Raw genomic sequence first — 17547 nt, 5'->3', positions numbered from 1 at the left:
CTAGTGGATACGCCTTGAATCGGGAGTTGACAAAGGATCACCCATGCGCTGTCCTCGTGGCGCCGCCATGCCGTGTCACCCGCGGGCGCAAGGTGACACGAACCGCCCCATGGGTCAACGAGCGCTCGGTCGCCTTTCCCGCCCACAGATATGCTTCGCCAGGCTGAAGACGGGCAAGCTGTTCGGATCGAAGGGTACTGAGGGCAGCGTTGGCCTTTGGATGTGCTTCAGCCAGGCGGGCGAGGTCATCTTGTGCATGATGACGACATCGGAGAGCTCGATAAGTGATGTAGGCACCGACAGCGGGTCCTGGCTGGCCACAAGGATACTCATCCCCTTGTGGCGCATCTCGCGGACGGACGCGACGAGCACATCGACGAGTTCTGGACTGCCGATGTACTTGTGCGCCTCGTCGAAGTCGACCAGCTTGTTGAAGTGCCCGCCATCATCGGTGGCTTGGGCGAAAAGTTGCATGAGCACGACGAAGAGGCCCAGGCTTTCGTCCTTCTCGATGAGTTCGTCACGCAGGTCGACAATGATGAGTCGTCCGGGACGTACATAATCGGAGATGCGCACGGTGTCGTCGATATAGGGCTCGGCAAGCTCGAGCCGCTGCCGGACAAGGTCTTTCATGTTGTCGGCCATGTCCGAGGCGGCGACCGCGTTTCGAATCGTGTCGAGGCTCAGATCGGAGCGGTGTTTCCGAAATATCCGGGTGAGCTGACGGAGATACAGCGACTGGTTGCCGACCGCTCCGAGCAGGAACTTCCAGTGGTTGATCTGCAGTTCACCCGATCCGAAGAGGAGCGGCTGGACATCGATGTCCGGAAACTCGCGGCGACGTATCTCGAGTTGGTCTGTGGGGGGTGAGCAGCAGAATGTCTTCCAACGCAGCCGGTTCGGCGCCATAGCGCTCCCGTAGCTGGGTGATCTGGCTCTCGTGGTCGTTGGCGACGATCATCGAGGTGAATTCGGGAGCATAGTCCCGATCGCTACTGTAGTGGAAGACGATTGTCGCGAGCGAGTGTGGCAGGTGGTTGATATCCGGAGCGGGAAATGTGGCGCCTTCGATGATGGAGCCGAGGGTGTAGCTCTTCCCACCCCCCTGGACGCCGAACAGGCTGAGTGTATGCGTCTCGTTGGGGTCGAGTGCGGTCTTGCGCCCCGGCCGCATCACCCAACACCGCCCATTGCGGCGTGTCTTCTGCGACACCGACGAGGATGTCAGGTGCGGGCGTACCCGATCGACCGCAGCGGGCGCGGACCATCCCCGCGTGCGCGGGGCTGTCAGCGCTCTTCCAATTCCGGGCCGGTTGCGCTCTTTCAAAATCGGCCACTTGATGGTTGTTGGTTAGTCTGCCGTGCCGTCGTTGCGGTGGCTGGGCAGTGTGTCGATTTCGGTGTTTCTCAGTCGATAGCTGTTGCCTTTCAGGGTGAGGACCTCGGCATGGTGGACGATCCGGTCGATCATGGCGGCGGCTACGACGTGGTCGCTGAACACGTCTCCCCAGCGGGAGAACGGCAGGTTGCTGGTCAGGATCAGCGACGAGTGTTCGTATCGGCTTGATACGAGTTGGAAGAACAGGTTCGCCGCGTCCTGCTCGAACGGGATGTAGCCGACCTCGTCCACGATCAGCAGGCTGTAGCGGCGCAGTTTCGCCGACTCCGCGGCGAGGCGGGCTTGTTGGTGGGCGGTTTGCAGGCGGGCGACCCACTCGACCGCGGTCGCGAACAACACCCGGTGACCGTGCTGGGCCGCGGCGATACCGAGCCCGATCGATAGGTGAGTTTTCCCGGTGCCGGGCGGCCCGAGCAGCACGACGTTCTGGGCTTTGTCGATGAACGCGCTGGTCGATAGGTGCGCGATGGTGTCACGTTTAAGCGAGGGCTGGTGGTCGAAGTTGAACTCCTCGATTGCTTTGCGTGCCGGGAACCCGGCTCCGCGGATCCGCATCTCCGCTCCGGAGGACTCCCGTGAGGACACTTCCCGCGACAACACCGCCGCCAGGTATTCCTCATGGGTCCAGCCCGCATCGCGGGCCTGATCGGCCAGCCGGGTAGCGCTGTCACGGATACGAGGGGCTTTCAACGCTGCGGCGTAGTACTCGATCTGTTTAGCGGTGTCTTTCGGTGCGGCCATCACGCAACCCCCTCGGCGTCGAAGTCGACACCGAAACGGACGTCGTAATCGGCCAGATTGCGCACTAAACCCTGTGGGCCGTCGTCGGGCTGTGGGGGTGTGGGATGCCCGTATGCGGCACACAACCGGGCAGCGGTCTCGACATGGGCAGCATCGGTGACGATCCGTCGCCGCGCCCAGACACCCGAGGATGAACCGCGACCAAGGCGCTGGCGCAGTGGGCGGTGACGGTGTCGAGATCGGCGTGGATATCGACCATCCGGCCGATCACACTGGGGTCGATCGAGTAGTCGTTGCCCATCACCCGCAGGTAGTAGTCCCGTGGCAACCGGGTCCGGGTGCTGAACCCGACCGTCGGGGTGATCGGCGGCAACTCGCCCATCGCCGCACGATCCGCGCCGATCAACTCAGCGGGGACCCCGTCGATGCTGCGAACCCGCCGGGAGTTCGCCTTCGGTAGCCACTCACCCAGCTGGGTGTTGAAATCCGCGGGTGAGGCGAACCGGCGACCAGGTAGAAACGAGGTCTCCAGATACTGGTTGGCGTTCGACGATGCCCTTGGACTCCGGATCATACGGACGACACTGCACGATCCGAGTCGCGATCGTCCCGGTGAACCCGACCACCCCGGCCACCAGCCGGCCATGACAACCGATACCGGACTCGTTGTCCCACAACAGCCGTCACGGCACCGCACCCAACTGACCATCGATCAACAACCACATCCCCGCCACCAGATCCGGGGTTTGGCGGGTCGGCAGCATCGTCGCGGTAATGAACCGCGAGAACGACGCCACCATCACCAACACCGGCAGCGCCTCGACCTGCCCACTACCCAACAGGACCTGCGCTGGGGGAAACCACAGATCGCACTGGGCCTGATCACCCGACAGGTAACTCAACCGGTCGGCCGGATCTTTCGGCGCATACTCCGGGCGCAGACCAGCGAACTTCTTCCGAAACCACGATTGTGACCCCACCCACCCGACCCGCTCGGCAATCACCGACGCCGGCATATACGGGAACTCACCCAACAGCTCCCGCACGCGCGCCTGGAACGGCTCGAACGCCGACGGCCCCGACACCCGCGAATACTTCGGCGGCGAATCCGACCGGACCGCCCGAACCACCGTGTCCCGTGAGAAACCCGTCCGCCTCGCGATCGCCCTGATCGACAGGCCCTCGCTCTTGTGGAGATACCGAATCTCCGCCCAGTCCTGCAACTTGATCACCCGACCAATACTGGTTGGGTGGCCTACTTTTCAAAGAGCGCCAATGGCCGGGTTTTGGAAGAGCGCCGACACTCATCCCCGCAGGCGCGGGGAGCACATCGGCATTGTCGACTTCGGCCCCGCAATGCCGGGCTCATCCCCGCGGGCGCGGGGAGCACGTCACGCCGGGGACACCGGGCTGGTTCGAGCAGGGCTCATCCCCGCGGGCGCGGGGAGCACGGGATCTTCATCGGCGTGATGTACTCGCCTACGGGCTCATCCCCGCGGGTGCGGGGAGCACCCGGGTCGGCTGGTCTGGTCGATCTCACGCTCGGGCTCATCCCCGCGGGCGCGGGGAGCACACATCGAGGCGCAGATCCTCGCCGACGCAGAGGGGCTCATCCCCGCGGGCGCGGGGAGCACCGGGGTCAGTCATAGTACCTGCGGGACCCAGTGTGGCTCATCCCCGCGGGCGCGGGGAGCACTCTCGCGGAAGTGGCGAGGCGGGCGTCGAGACGGGCTCATCCCCGCGGGCGCGGGGAGCACCGAAACCGGGTGTTACCCGCGGCGTGTGCATCGGGCTCATCCCCGCGGGCGCGGGGAGCACAGCTGCGCGCGGAGATCGGCGAGTCGTGGGTGCGGGCTCATCCCCGCGGGCGCGGGGAGCACGGTGCTCGGCGCTCATTGCTGACGCTCCTCGAGGGCTCATCCCCGCGGGCGCGGGGAGCACGCCCTCGTGGCCGGCACGGGCGTGTCCATGGTGGGCTCATCCCCGCGGGCGCGGGGAGCACATGGCGATGCGGCATCCGTCGCCGGTGCTGCAGGGCTCATCCCCGCGGGCGCGGGGAGCACGAGGATCGACCACATCCGCAACGTCGCAGGAGGGGCTCATCCCCGCGGGCGCGGGGAGCACCCGCTATGAAATCAGAAACGGAAAGTTCCCGTGGGCTCATCCCCGCGGGCGCGGGGAGCACGTCACGATGGACGGTCAGAATCGCCGCGAGGGGGGCTCATCCCCGCGGGCGCGGGGAGCACACTCCTGTGCGACGATCCACACGCCGGGCTGGTCGGGCTCATCCCCGCGGGCGCGGGGAGCACACTTCCTGAACTGCGGGTTCTTGAGCAGAAGAGTCGATTTTCATTCACTTTCGTTCGGCCGGTCGATGGCTCGTTTTTTGGCTGCTCGGTAGTATCGGCTGGCTTTACTCCATCCGGCGCGGGCTCCTCCTCGCGCGATGTCGCTGGTGTGTGGTCGGCGCATCAGGTGGATTCCGTCGAAGTCGACGGGTTGCCAGTCGTGGCGGTGGACTTTGAAGGCGAGTCTCTGTTCGCCTCTGGTGGAGTGGATCATGATGGCACGGCCATCTTTCGAAAGCTCGGTGACTCGTTGCCAGGCGAGTTCGCGGACGCGGGCGCTGGCGATGCCTACGAATACTCCGGGGCTGATTTCGAGGAACCAGCGGGTGAGGTGGCCGCGGAGGCCTGCGGGACAAGCGCTGAGTACGAGAACTACCACGGCACTTCCTCATCGCTATAGGAGATACCCCCGGCTACAGTGCCTTTGCGATCCCACAACTCCACGATGTCCGTGTCCCATTCCGCAGCGCCTTCCGGTTCGTCGGGCAGCAAGAGTGCGTAGATGTCTGTGCAGCAGCGTTCGAGCAAACGGCCAGAGTGGACTGCGTCTCGGACTGCCCGACGAGTCGCCGCAGGAACGTCGTCACCGCCTTCAGCGGCGGCGTCGAATGCTGCGGGAATGGCGAATTCGGCTTTGTAGAGATCGGCGAGGTCGAATACAAAAGATCGTTCGTGTCCGGTATGGATGAATCCGAGTCCAGGTGCGCAGCCGAGCGCAACGACTACCGCATGGACGATTCCGTACAGGCAGGTGGTGGCCGAGGAGAGGGCTTGGTTGACCGCGTCGCCTGCATCGAAGTCGCTGGGGTCGTAGTGGCGTCGGTTCCATGTCACGCCAGTGCGTTCGGCGTGGAGCCGGTAGAGGCGACGGATACGGGCGCCTTCGCGTCCACGGAGTTGCTGCATCGTCAACCCGGCGACATCCTCACCTGGGAAACGCATTTCGTACATCGCTCGCGCGACGCGCAGCCTGGAGGTCTGGTTGGTGACGGCGACGGCTTGCGCTTCGAGCAGACGAGAGCTTCTGGCCAGGCTACGGCCGTGCGCGTAGTAGCGCACTCCGCGTTCGCCGACCCATACCGCTGTCGATCCGCTCTCGGCCAGCAGCAGCATCGCCTGATGCGTGACCCGGGTTCCTGGGCCGAGCAGTAGCGCTCCGATCGTGGCCGCGGGAATGTGGACGACGCCACGTTCGTCGGTGGCAGTGACAGCGTTGCCATCGCGGTGCACGGTGGCGCGTTCGAGGTAGATGAACGAGAGCCTGTCACGGGCGCGGACCAACTCACCAATGCGGATCGGGCGGCTTGCGGGCTGGTCGGTCATGTGATCGGGGCTAGGGTCATCAGGCCGCAACCGTATCCTTTCGCTCGTCCGATACCGTTGATCAGTGCAGCACGCAATGTGTGTGGATCGGTGACTACGAGGATTCCTTCGTAGGTGGCCGTCGACAGTGTGACGGTCGCGGGGCCGCGCCGGAAACGCAAGGCGGATCGTTGCGTGATCGTGGCATCAGGGATGTTGCCCTGCGGACTTCGACAGATACCGAGCCGGAAGCCGTTGTGGCCTGCTTTCGTTTGTAGCCATGACATTTGATCAGCTGCGGTGAGCCCGGTCGGTTTGCCGCGGGTAAGAGGTCCGTCGCTGGTCCGGTTCATAGCCGCGCGGATGGGGTTGGCGGTCAACCGGAAGTGCCACTGCTGTTCTTCGGTGAGGCCGTCGAGTAACGGGGCGTATTTGCGGGTGGCCCATGCGGTGATAGTCGGCCATCCGGCTTGTTCCACGATATGAGTGAAGTCGGGTTCGTGTGGGCTGACTACATACAGGTCAATGTTGTTGTCGCGGCGGTCGATGCGCCACAGCACTCGTCCGGATCCGTTGTTCGATCCCGCAGAGTGTTCGGGTGGGAAGGCTGCCATGACGGCAGCGTGGCTACTCTGGGGAGAAGACAGGAATTTTCTGGTGCCCGCTCGCGCCGGGTTGAGCGGCACACGTGACAGGAACATCATTCCCCTCCCAATGCCGCTAATGGTTGGTGGCCGTTGCGGCCATCCGGGTTGGTCACTGTGGTGAAGTCCTCTACTACAGTCCGCCATCCGTATTCGCGGCGAACGGGATCGAAGCTCAGCGGCATATCGCGGACCCGTTCACGAAGTTGCCCTTCCGGATCGCCATCCAAGAAATCGCGATAGATCGGCAGGCGCACTCGTGTGTGCTGGGAGCGTCGATACCAGCGCGCGGCTTGCCAATCGGTGTCGTGCAGCGCTTTGCCGAGGGGTTGCTCTGTTGGTTCATCCAAGACAAGCGGTTCGGTGACCGGACAGGAACGACGTCCCAGATACAGCGGGAACTGCGGACGGCGCAGGGCTTCGCGGATGCCTTGGATGAGTTGGTGTTCTCCTTGAACGACGGCGAGGAAGACCGCGTCAGCGAGGTAGTAACGTTGCGACAACGGGAACTGCTGCTTCTTGTCGACACTGAGAGCGACTTGGAAGTCGCGGACGAGCCGCCCCGGCTGGTCGATACGTACTCCGAATGCCAGGCCCTGCAATGCTTGCTCGATGGGATCGGTCCTGCGGCGTCCTTGTGCGGCGGCGATCAGGCCGAGAATTCCGCTTTTGGACGGGTACTGCTGTGTTTCCCGGCGCGCGAACCGGCTGGCCACCCCCCACGACTGCAAAGGAGCAGCCAGCCTCATCAACAATACGGTCACGATGAGACACCCAGGGCCGCTCGCACCCGCTCGGTCACGCCGTCGACGGCTGCGGCGAATGAGACCGGTGCGGCGATCTCGCCGAGTGCGTCGGCGCCGTCGCCAGTGATGACCACGAAATTTGTTGTGTCACCCGCGCCGAACGCGGACTCTATCGCGGAGTATCGGGTGGCGAGTGCTTTGGCAGCGGCGCTAGAGCGCGCGGCGCCGAAAGCTTCGACCGGTTCCTCGAACGCGGTGACTAAGTTGACCGGCTGGTCGGTGCGCACGCTGAACACGACGGCGTCGGGCAGGGTGCGGTTGGCGAAGGTGTTCTGTTTACCGCTGGGCATGCTACACACGAACGCTTTCAAGAAAGTCTCGATGGCGTGCACGGTAGCGGCCCGATCACCGAGATTCTTTTCGAGCATGGCGACGTTCACGGTGGCGTAGCGATAGAGGGTGGAGGAGTTGAATTCAACGACACCGATCATTCCCGCGCCTGCGTTGTCCTCGGGGGCGCGGTCGTCGACGGCAGTGTAGTAGTCGAATTCATTGTTTACCGCGTGGACGCTGATAGCGTGAGCGACTTGCGCGGCGGCATCGACATTGAGATCGGCCGAATCGGCGATCATCCGCCCGAACAGCGCCACATCGATACTGTCGGTGCCGTTCGCGGCGGCTTTGGCGGCACTTTTGTCGATTGCGGCGCCGCCGGCTGCGGCGATGGCAAGCTGCGCGAGCCGGTCGATCTGGGTGGCGCTCAAAAACAGCAGGTACTTGGATTGTTCGGCGTCGTCGGTGACCTTCTTCCCAGCATCATTTTTGCCGGCGCCCTTTTTATCCGCATCCGTTTTGTCAGCGGCCTCTTTGCGTTTTTTCGGCTTCTCCAGAACAATGCCGGCGCTTTTTATCACCTGAGCGGCTGCCACGAACCGGGCATCAACATCCGGGATGGCGCTTTCGATCCGTTCGGCGAGGAGTTCGACGACGCGTTTGGTACGCACACCCAAGCTTGCCGGGTCGACGAGATCGCGAAATGCTGTGCGGGTCGCGCGTTTCCATGCCTGGCTGGACACTCGCGCTCGGCGCACACCGCCATAGACGGCGGTTTTGGGGCTGCCCGTGTCGTCTCGGTTGATATTGCTCGGCGGCACTGTCTGCAGGACGTGGACGTCGATGAACATTCTGCTCACTGCTGGTCTCCTGATTCGGGTGCGTCGTTGTCGGTGTTCGGGGTGGTGACAGGTTTGCGGTGGTAGTCGCGCCCCCATCCCAGCAACACCCAGTCGGCGTAGGTGCCGTCGTCGAGCCGGTAGAGGTCCACCGCGAGCCGGGCGTAATCGAGAGGAATGTCGTAGCCGCGTAGTTGCGAGATCAGGCCGCGCAGGTGAGTCAGTCGGGCATCATGGTCGAGTGCGGTGCCGAGGGCGTGGAATCTGGCGCGCACGGCGTCTGGGGCGCCTGCCCGCACTCCGAGCGTGGCTGTAGCCGTGCCGATCGTGGGTCCGCGGCGGTGCGTACGGTCACTGCGAGATTGTTGATGCAGAGCATGCAGGGTGATCGCGTCGTAGGCCGCGCGCTCCCACACCGTGGCCATACCGTCGCGTTCATCGCGGGACATGACCTCCCGCGCGGTGATGATTTCGGGCATACCGGCCAGAGTCATCTCCCATAGCGCGGGATCTGCTCCTGGCGTGCCACCGACACCGCGGCGCAGTTTTGCCATCGCCGCCAATGCTTCACTATCACGGCGCCGATACCGATCCTGTAATTTCGCGACCTTTTCGTCTACATAGTCGGCGAGCGCGGTTTCTCGTTCACCACGCAAAGTCGGTGCGTTCGCCATCCGTTACTTCCCCTTCCCGAATGCGAATGTGCTCAGTGAAAACCGATGGCAGCAGAGCCCGCAACCGCTTGCGGAAACACATGTCGGCGCGACTGGAATCCATCCAGCGCTCCCGGACCGAACGACCGATCCAAGCCTGCTGCCCGGCCGAGGAGATCAATTCGTCGCCGAGGCGGCGGATGATCGCGTACACACTCTGTTCCCATTGGCAGGCCGATCCGTCGTAGTCGTCAGCTAGCGGGTCGAGACCACGCAACCAATTCCGGTAGGGCGCTTCGAGTGCGAAGAAACCCGCTTCGCGTGCTCGCCCGCACGCACCATCGGGTTCGCCACCGGAAGCCAAGGTGAGATCGGCGGCCAAAGTGCCCAACGCATCAACGGCATTCTCGGCGATCTGGACAGCGTTGACCGCACAGATCCGCAGGCTGGGATCCGTTGCCAGCAACGCCGCGGAGAAACCGATGGCGTCATCGACGACGTCGCCGACGATCGACTGATTATTGATGTAGTGCATTCCGACCGCGTGCAATCGGATCGGATGACGATCCGGCAACACCTCACGGTCGAGGAGCGTGCCTACCCATTCGACTACGCCGGGTGCGATGGCACGCCCGGCCGGCGGCGCGGAATTGGCGACATCACTGAGCAAGGAGCGTAATCCACGCCACAATGACTTCTCCGGATCGTGCAGCAACGGGTAATGCCGCGGCTCTCCCATCTTCTTCGATTGGATCTCGCTGTAGCGCCAACCGGTCATCGGCTCGAGCAGATGCTTGTTGAATGGTTCGAGCGCATCCCCGTTGCACAGCACAACACCGGTCACCGCATCGTCCGAAGCGATCAGGCGCACGCGCCTGCTCTGCCACGTGCACAGATCGACCGGTCCGCTGGGGCCATTGCCTGCGCGGACACCCGGCCCGTCCGGACCCCGTTCCCACGCGGGTAGGTCCCCACTATTGAAGCGAGTACCGTTGGGGTCGGCGAGAACGAGGTTGAGCAGCAGCGTCTCACGCAGATTCGCGCCTTCCAGATACACCCCGCCCAGGGCACCGGCCCAGGCGACGCCGATCGGGTACCCCCTACCGCCTTTCACACGCATGTCGCCCTCAGCGCCGGTCTTGATCCCGGACGGGTCGAAAGCATGCGCATGTACCAGCCACCGGGCCGCCTCGGCAAAACTGATCCGCTCGATCGAGCCCGCGGCGCGGGTGGTGAAATATTTCGCACCGTTGGGGACATCGGCGATGAGCTTGTCCAGCGAGCTCACCGCGTCCTTTCCCGAACGCAGACCGGGAACCTGGAAGAACGGTGCCGCGGGGTGGAAAAGTTGGAAGCGGTCGCGCTGCTCGACCAGATAATCGTCGATGTCCTTGCCCGGCCATTGGTTCCACAACTGCGACCAGATATCAACCGCGGTTCCAGGCCGATGCCGGATACTGCGATGCAAAATCGCCAACAACAGTCTTACGATAGCGAACTCCTGGGTCGGTACCTCACCACCCAGCGCCGCGAACCTGTCCGCGTGAGCGAACACCTCGCGCAAAGATATTTCCCGCGCGACACCGGAATGGTCGATGGCCGTGATCCACGGCTCGTCGAGAAGATCGAAAGCGGGTGCGATTGTGGTCATTGCGCGTCCTGGGTCGATGTCACCAGTAATCCCAATCGGGAGTCGTATTCAAGGTCGTGCCCAGCCACACTCGCACGACGGTCCTCGTTCAGTTCCAGCACCAGTTCCCCGGCTAGCCAGTGCGTGTGCTGCCAGCCCGGGTACCAGGTGTCTTCGAGTGCACGAATCACCTTCTCCCTGCGGCCATACCGCGTCAGAGACGCGGGCAGGCGGATCGTGCAGGCGGCCACTCGTTTAGCCAGTCCCTGCGGTGGCTCGGTCTCGGTCGGCACAGTCCTCCCTCCGATCTCGGGCACGTTGGAAAGAACACGTACATCGTCACCACAGCGTTGGACGACAATCGCTTCGATGGTGTCCTCCGCATCCCGCACCTGCGCCTGCCCACCGGCACCGTCCGCGTCCCCAGGAATCCCTGCCGCCAGCCACCCGTGCAGGGTCTGGTTCTCGCTGTCCGGGGCCGTCAACAGGTACCACTGCGCCCGTCGCCGCTGGTCAGCGACGTGCGCTTGCCAGTCGTCGTCAGCAGTGGCAACCACGGCCGTCCACGCTTCGGGCACCGTGAGGTCATCGTCGTAGGCTTCGGCGACCAGCCTCGGCACATCATCGGGCACAGTCACCGCTGACACCTTGCCTGCTTCGAATACCGCGGCCGATCGAAGGAGACGGGCACGACCGTAGACCGCCTGCGATCCGGGTACCGGTTGCGGCGGTACAGCGTCCCAATCAGCCCCCCGGATCAAGCATCGCGGTGCGGCAACCCACATCGGGCGCTGCTTTCTTCGGTGCCGGTGCAGACGCCCGATCCGCTGGAGCAGCAGATCCATCGGCGCCAGATCGGTCACCAGCAAGTCGACATCGATATCCAGCGACTGTTCGATCACTTGGGTACCCACCACAACGAACCGACCCGGCCGCAAGCTTTTCCCCGGCGGCCCCAGTGCGGACCGCAACCGTGACTCCAGGTCGGACCGATGGGTCGCGACAAAACGTGAGTGCACGAGCAACAACTCGTCATCGGCGAACCCAGCGCGCGACAAAGCTGTGAAAGTATCCTGCGCACGGGCGACGGTATTGCACACCACCCCCACCACCCCTCCGTCCAGAGCCGTTGTCCGCGCGATCATATCGGCCAACTGGCCAGGATCGTCACCGATCCGTTCGATCTCGATTCCTTCGATCACCCGGCCCGACGCCGCCACCGAATTACCGAGTTCCGAGCTGGGCCACAGGGTGATGCGCGGATAGCCGCCACCAACCACACTTACCGTGTCGGCACTGTCCCCGCGCCCGCGACGGTAAGCCCGGAGCAACGATTCCCGCTGCGCGGGCGGCAAGGTCGCGGACAGCAGCACGACAGGAACACCGTAAGCGGCGAGCCACTCCAGACTGCGGCACAAATAGGTGGACATATAACTGTCCGCGGCGTGCACTTCATCGATCACCACGACCTTGTTCGCCATCGCCAAATGTCGTAGCATCACATGCCGCGACTTCAACGCCAACCGCAGTACCTGGTCGATAGTTCCGACGACGACGTTCGCCAATGGGCCTTTCTTCCCGACATACCACGCATGCGCGGTCACGCCACTGTCAGCGCAATCGGTGCCGATCGAATCGAAACCTCTCCGGCGTAACGCGGCGAACTCAGGATTCAATGCCGCACGCCCATGAGCGAGGAACATCGACGATGGCGTATCCGGTAGATTCTCCACCCACTGGCGTACCCGCGTGAACATCGCATCTGATGTGGCCATTGTCGGCAACGCGACGAAAACCCCACCGAAGCCGAACCGCTGCGCCAACACCTCCGCCGCAGCCAACGCCGCCTCGGTCTTCCCCTCCCCCATCGGTGCCTCCACTACCATCAACCCTGGCTCGGGCATCGCCGTGGCAACCCGCACACATTCCAGCTGCAATGGACGCACCACCACCGACGCCGGCCAGCCGAATCGCCGACGCACGAAATCCCCACGGGCCGAATCATCCGAAGTAACCGCTCCGGACGGCTGCCACGGACTCGGTAACCCCAGCAACTTCCATGCGGCGGGCGCCGCGATGCTCGATACTCGTGCCTCATCGAGCGGAAACAGATCCTGGTTGCTCGCGATCCAATCCGTCACAATCACCGCGGCCGTCAACAAACTCTGCTGTGTCAGCGACAACGACACGGCCTGCCAATCGCCCAATCGAGCCGCCGCACCGGTCCGCTCGGTCACGAAGGTCAGCAACTCCTCGCGCGACCTATCCCACTGCCCCGACCCGAACAGGTCTTTCTGAGACCGGGCATTGCGCGCTTCCCGCACAGTGGGCGGCACACCATGATGACTACCAACCACCACCGCATACGTAGCGGCGATCCCACGTTCCCAACCCAGTGCAACGAGAAATTCGATAACAGCAAGCTGACCGGCAAGGCCGTGAGGCAGCACCTTTCGATTTCCCACAGCGCTCGGCATAGGTAGGCCTCGCGCGTGCATGGCATCGGCCAACTCCCGCACCTGACACGCGAAAGCCGGCGTCAGCTTCCCGATATCGTGCACAGTGGCCAGCCAACACAGCAACAACCGCCCATCCCGCTCACCCTCAGGAAGCCCACGGGAGATCACCTCCCGCGTATGCCGTGGTAGCCAGTGATCCCACACCAGCTTCGCAACCTCAGCGGAATCGGCCAAGTGCCTCACCAGGGACAAGCTTCCGCCATCACGATCACTCTTTGCCCATGCGGACAATGTCGCCGAGCTCAGCATCGCCACCCCCACAAGATCAGCTCCTCGACGCACTGGACGATAAACCCCACTACCGACAACTTCGCGTCCCGACTTCGGCACCGAACTGCCTACGCACCGCAAGATAGCAATCTTGACCCATCTTTGCTCCAGTTCAACCATTTTCACAGCTCGCGGTGCCGCTCGGCATGTGGCGGAGACAATCGCACCGCGACGTAGCACGTCTTCGCCCGTGCAGCGCTGCGCGATCCGCAATGGCACTCCCATATCCGAACTGAGCGACTTTCGCCGCGCCCAAACTGCACGACTCGCAGGACCAACCTGTTTACATACCGACCGGTTTACTTTCAATCCTCTTGCAGCTCAACATCTTCGCGATCAGCATGCTGGTGCTGCACACTTCCGCAGGCTATTCTCTGAACAGCTCAATCCAATAGCTTAGATCCACATTAAGGGAGTTCGATTGCAACCCAGTATCTACGTCGATGAGAGCAAGAGCCGTTCTTTCCTCCTGGTCGCAGCCATCATCGCGCCCCAACGGCAATCTGCGGTCAGACGCGCTCTCCGAGCCCTACTGATAAGGGGGCAGCCCCGTGTGCATATGAGCAAGGAGAGGCCGAGGCGCCAGCGAAAAATCGTCAGCACCCTCCTCCGCCTCGGTATGACATGCGAGATCTTCGAGTCCAGCTCCAGATCAGACCTCGACGCTCGGGCGCATTGTCTACTTCAGCTCGCCGAACGCGCGATCGCGCTGAGAGCACGGGTAATCTACATAGAACGGGATGACTCGGTCGTGGCCTTCGACCGCGAACTGTTGGAGTGCGCACTCTCGGGAACCGGCATCGAATACCGGCACCTCCGGGGACGAGAAGATCCCCTGCTCTGGATCGCCGATACCGTCGCCTGGTGCTGGCAGCGCGGCGGTACCTGGCGCCGCCAGGTACAACAGATTGTTTCCCAAGTCCACACCATCGACTCGCAAACGACTGATCACCGAACCCGACAAACGCCCAAGTTACTTGCTGCCGAGCCCTACCCCGTAGTCTCGCTCACGAGAACACCTCCCCGCAACTGCGGGGATGAGCCCAGCTCGATCCGGTAGCTGAAGAACCGGCTCACTTCTTCTCCCCGCGCTTGCGGGGCAAGGGGGAGCAGGGGATATGACCACTATTCATCCCCTGCTAACCCTGCCAGGCCGGACTCTCCCATGAGGCACTCACAGAACCTCCGATCAGCACGAAGAGAAAGCCTCAGCGGCATAGTCTCCTGCTGACCACACGAAACCCGCCCCAACAACCATCCGGGACAGCTGTCCGAGCTCGCGTGCTTGCGTCCGGTACGACAGTGCGCCAGCACCATCAGCGAATGCTGGGGGTGCTGGATATAGGCGGCCTCTCCAAAGTTCAACCAAAGTCCAACGAAGACAAACTCAATCAGCCTGTACACGATCCCGGCGATCGGGGCTTATCCCCGTATACGCGGGGAGCACGACGCTGCATCCACGGTCGAAGTTGCAGGCCAGGGCTCATCCCCGCATACGCGGGGAGCACAACTCCCTGATTTCTGGCCTCTTCTCGGCTGCGGGCTCATCCCCGCATACGCGGGGAGCACGACTTGATCTCTTCCGGCTTGAAGAGGGCGCCGGGCTCATCCCCGCATACGCGGGGAGCACGAGACACCCCTCTGCTACCCCGGGACCTGCGGGGGCTCATCCCCGCATACGCGGGGAGCACCATTTGGCCGCTCAGGCGGTGCAGGCTTCGGCGGGCTCATCCCCGCATACGCGGGGAGCACATCCGGTCAGGAACGAGATAACGGCAACCCCGGGGCTCATCCCCGCATACGCGGGGAGCACTCCGTGCTCGAGCTGCTCGGCATCGTCACCGAGGGCTCATCCCCGCATACGCGGGGAGCACACTTTGCAGTGGAGGGTGACGCTCGCGGTGCCGGGCTCATCCCCGCATACGCGGGGAGCACAAGGGGCGGCCTCCAGATCAGCTTTTGGTGCGGGGCTCATCCCCGCATACGCGGGGAGCACCGTGTGGAATCCGCTGCCCGAGGACTATGACAGGGCTCATCCCCGCATACGCGGGGAGCACAGCCCGGTCACCGGTGCCGTGTCCTGGCTGCCGGGCTCATCCCCGCATACGCGGGGAGCACGCACGAATATGTGACCGCATGGGTGCAACCGAGGGCTCATCCCCGCATACGCGGGAAGCACCCGCCGAACGCGAACCAAACGCGAAGCAAAAGCGGCTCATCCCCGCATACGCGGGGAGCACGCACTCGGCAGCGTCACCGTCATCGAGTACCTGGGCTCATCCCCGCATACGCGGGGAGCACTACAGCAACCCGTTCTTGCCGCCCGAGGTGCAGGGCTCATCCCCGCATACGCGGGGAGCACGCTGCGTCGCAACCTGCCGTGGGCGCGTGCCGGGGCTCATCCCCGCATACGCGGGGAGCACGTCCTGGCCGAAGTCGATGTAGCCGAGCAGTGGGGCTCATCCCCGCATACGCGGGGAGCACTCGGCGTACCGCAGATAGGTCGGGATGGACACGGGCTCATCCCCGCATACGCGGGGAGCACAAGCTCGCAGCGGTGAAGCGGTTGCTCAAGCAGGGCTCATCCCCGCATACGCGGGGAGCACTGCTCGGTGGCCTTGCAGCCGTAGAGCGAACCGGGCTCATCCCCGCATACGCGGGGAGCACATGAGGGCGTTTCAGTACGAGACCAGGACACCGGGCTCATCCCCGCATACGCGGGGAGCACCCCGTTCGCCGGCTCCGCCACGATCACGGCCGGGGCTCATCCCCGCATACGCGGGGAGCACGCACGAATATGTGACCGCATGGGTGCAACCGAGGGCTCATCCCCGCATACGCGGGGAGCACGATAGTGGTGGACCGTCCGGACTTTCCGGATGGGGCTCATCCCCGCATACGCGGGGAGCACTTGTCGGCTACCTCGGCCGCGCCTGCTGCGGCGGGCTCATCCCCGCATACGCGGGGAGCACGACCAACCCAGGCGTTGGGCGCGGCCCACGTCCGGCTCATCCCCGCATACGCGGGGAGCACTGCTCATCACCGATCACCGGATCGACGCGCGCGGGCTCATCCCCGCATACGCGGGGAGCACATTGGCGTACTGCGTCGGTGTCGGCGCTGATCGGGCTCATCCCCGCATACGCGGGGAGCACGGATATGGAGGCCGGCCGTGGGGCCGGCTGAAGGGCTCATCCCCGCATACGCGGGGAGCACGCCTGCTGACTGAGCTTGGTGCGGTGGAACATGGGCTCATCCCCGCATACGCGGGGAGCACACGTTCCCACCCGAATACAGCCAGCCGGGCTGGGGCTCATCCCCGCATACGCGGGGAGCACTTCGAACTCGTAGCCCCAGTCCCTTGTGAAGGGGGCTCATCCCCGCATACGCGGGGAGCACTTCGGAGGCCCCGACCAAGCACAAATCATCGTGGGCTCATCCCCGCATACGCGGGGAGCACACCGACCACGGCAACCGACCCAACGACAATGTGGGCTCATCCCCGCATACGCGGGGAGCACTTGTGCTGTTCGGTGATATTGGAAAACGTCGCGGGCTCATCCCCGCATACGCGGGGAGCACGTCGGGTTTATTGCGCCGAGTACTGGAGGCCGGGGCTCATCCCCGCATACGCGGGGAGCACCAAGCCCTGCAAGACCAATTCGCGAGTCAGCGGGGCTCATCCCCGCATACGCGGGGAGCACGCGGCGCGCACGAGGCGCGAACAACACCGATGGGGCTCATCCCCGCATACGCGGGGAGCACCCCTGGATAGCGCCGTGACCGCCCGCCGCAAGGGGCTCATCCCCGCATACGCGGGGAGCACCATTTGGCCGAGGCGGAGCGGCTGGCCCGCGGGGGCTCATCCCCGCATACGCGGGGAGCACTTGCCAGCCGACGACCTCGTCGGTGTGGTCACGGGCTCATCCCCGCATACGCGGGGAGCACGTCCGAAGGGCCGCGGCGTAAGCCATGATCCGGGGCTCATCCCCGCATACGCGGGGAGCACACTTCTTGACCTGCACTTTCTTCAGCAGATTGCATAGTTTTCATTCACTTTTGTTCGACAGAACGAGGGTACCTCTGTCAATTCGACTGCGGGCAGTTCGCGTCGGAGAGCGAT

12 protein-coding genes, 1 pseudogene and 2 CRISPR repeat arrays are annotated in these 17547 nt (G+C 63.9%); all 13 genes and pseudogenes read right to left on the bottom strand.

Annotation, left to right across the window (positions count from 1 at the left end; translation table 11 throughout):
* Positions 1-114: 114 nt before the first annotated feature.
* The 13 genes and pseudogenes from ACX4ZE_RS00065 to ACX4ZE_RS00005 all read right to left on the bottom strand — a co-directional run bounded on the left by ACX4ZE_RS00065 (position 115) and on the right by ACX4ZE_RS00005 (position 14343).
* Complete coding sequence (locus tag ACX4ZE_RS00065; protein WP_480271165.1) at positions 115-645, bottom strand: ATP-binding protein; 531 nt, start codon at positions 643-645, stop codon at positions 115-117.
* A 142-nt stretch (positions 646-787) separates the two neighbouring features.
* Positions 788-1213 (bottom strand): hypothetical protein, encoded by a 426-nt coding sequence (locus ACX4ZE_RS00060; protein WP_480271164.1) that lies wholly within the window; start codon positions 1211-1213, stop codon positions 788-790.
* Positions 1214-1351: 138 nt separating this feature from the next.
* On the bottom strand, positions 1352-2140 hold the full coding sequence (istB, locus tag ACX4ZE_RS00055; protein WP_480271163.1) for an IS21-like element helper ATPase IstB: 789 nt from the start codon (positions 2138-2140) through the stop codon (positions 1352-1354).
* Positions 2140-3372 (bottom strand): annotated as a pseudogene (gene istA / locus ACX4ZE_RS00050) (IS21 family transposase). Before istA ends, istB begins: the two are co-directional and overlap by 1 nt.
* Positions 3373-3440: 68 nt before the next feature.
* A CRISPR array of direct repeats spans positions 3441-4449; the repeat unit is 29 nt; unit sequence GGGCTCATCCCCGCGGGCGCGGGGAGCAC.
* Between the two features lie 40 nt (positions 4450-4489).
* Complete coding sequence (cas2e, locus tag ACX4ZE_RS00045) at positions 4490-4867, bottom strand: type I-E CRISPR-associated endoribonuclease Cas2e (RefSeq protein WP_480271162.1); 378 nt, start codon at positions 4865-4867, stop codon at positions 4490-4492.
* Entirely contained in the window at positions 4861-5811 is a 951-nt protein-coding gene (gene cas1e / locus ACX4ZE_RS00040) for a type I-E CRISPR-associated endonuclease Cas1e (RefSeq protein WP_480271161.1), read from the bottom strand. Before cas1e ends, cas2e begins: the two co-directional genes overlap by 7 nt.
* On the bottom strand, positions 5808-6491 hold the full coding sequence (cas6e, locus tag ACX4ZE_RS00035; RefSeq protein WP_480271618.1) for a type I-E CRISPR-associated protein Cas6/Cse3/CasE: 684 nt from the start codon (positions 6489-6491) through the stop codon (positions 5808-5810). The genes cas1e and cas6e overlap by 4 nt, the downstream gene beginning before the upstream one ends.
* Entirely contained in the window at positions 6491-7198 is a 708-nt protein-coding gene (cas5e, locus tag ACX4ZE_RS00030; RefSeq protein WP_480271160.1) for a type I-E CRISPR-associated protein Cas5/CasD, read from the bottom strand. Before cas5e ends, cas6e begins: the two co-directional genes overlap by 1 nt.
* On the bottom strand, positions 7195-8364 hold the full coding sequence (gene cas7e / locus ACX4ZE_RS00025; protein ID WP_480271617.1) for a type I-E CRISPR-associated protein Cas7/Cse4/CasC: 1170 nt from the start codon (positions 8362-8364) through the stop codon (positions 7195-7197). The genes cas5e and cas7e overlap by 4 nt, the downstream gene beginning before the upstream one ends.
* Before the next feature lie 5 nt (positions 8365-8369).
* On the bottom strand, positions 8370-9026 hold the full coding sequence (gene casB / locus ACX4ZE_RS00020) for a type I-E CRISPR-associated protein Cse2/CasB (RefSeq protein WP_480271159.1): 657 nt from the start codon (positions 9024-9026) through the stop codon (positions 8370-8372).
* A complete protein-coding gene (casA, locus tag ACX4ZE_RS00015; protein ID WP_480271158.1) occupies positions 8998-10656 on the bottom strand; it encodes a type I-E CRISPR-associated protein Cse1/CasA in 1659 nt (552 codons plus the stop codon). Before casA ends, casB begins: the two co-directional genes overlap by 29 nt.
* The gene (cas3, locus tag ACX4ZE_RS00010) at positions 10653-13415 is read right to left on the bottom strand and encodes a CRISPR-associated helicase Cas3' (RefSeq protein ID WP_480271157.1); all 2763 of its coding nucleotides are present in this window, start codon (positions 13413-13415) and stop codon (positions 10653-10655) included. Before cas3 ends, casA begins: the two co-directional genes overlap by 4 nt.
* Positions 13416-14103: 688 nt before the next feature.
* A complete protein-coding gene (locus tag ACX4ZE_RS00005; protein ID WP_480271156.1) occupies positions 14104-14343 on the bottom strand; it encodes a hypothetical protein in 240 nt (79 codons plus the stop codon).
* 499 nt (positions 14344-14842) lie between these two features.
* Positions 14843-17433: a CRISPR direct-repeat array (repeat unit 29 nt; unit sequence GGGCTCATCCCCGCATACGCGGGGAGCAC).
* Positions 17434-17547 lie beyond the last annotated feature (114 nt).

The organism is Nocardia sp. TBRC8007, from assembly GCF_056629435.1.
This window is presented reverse-complemented; position numbering and strand designations above follow the sequence as displayed.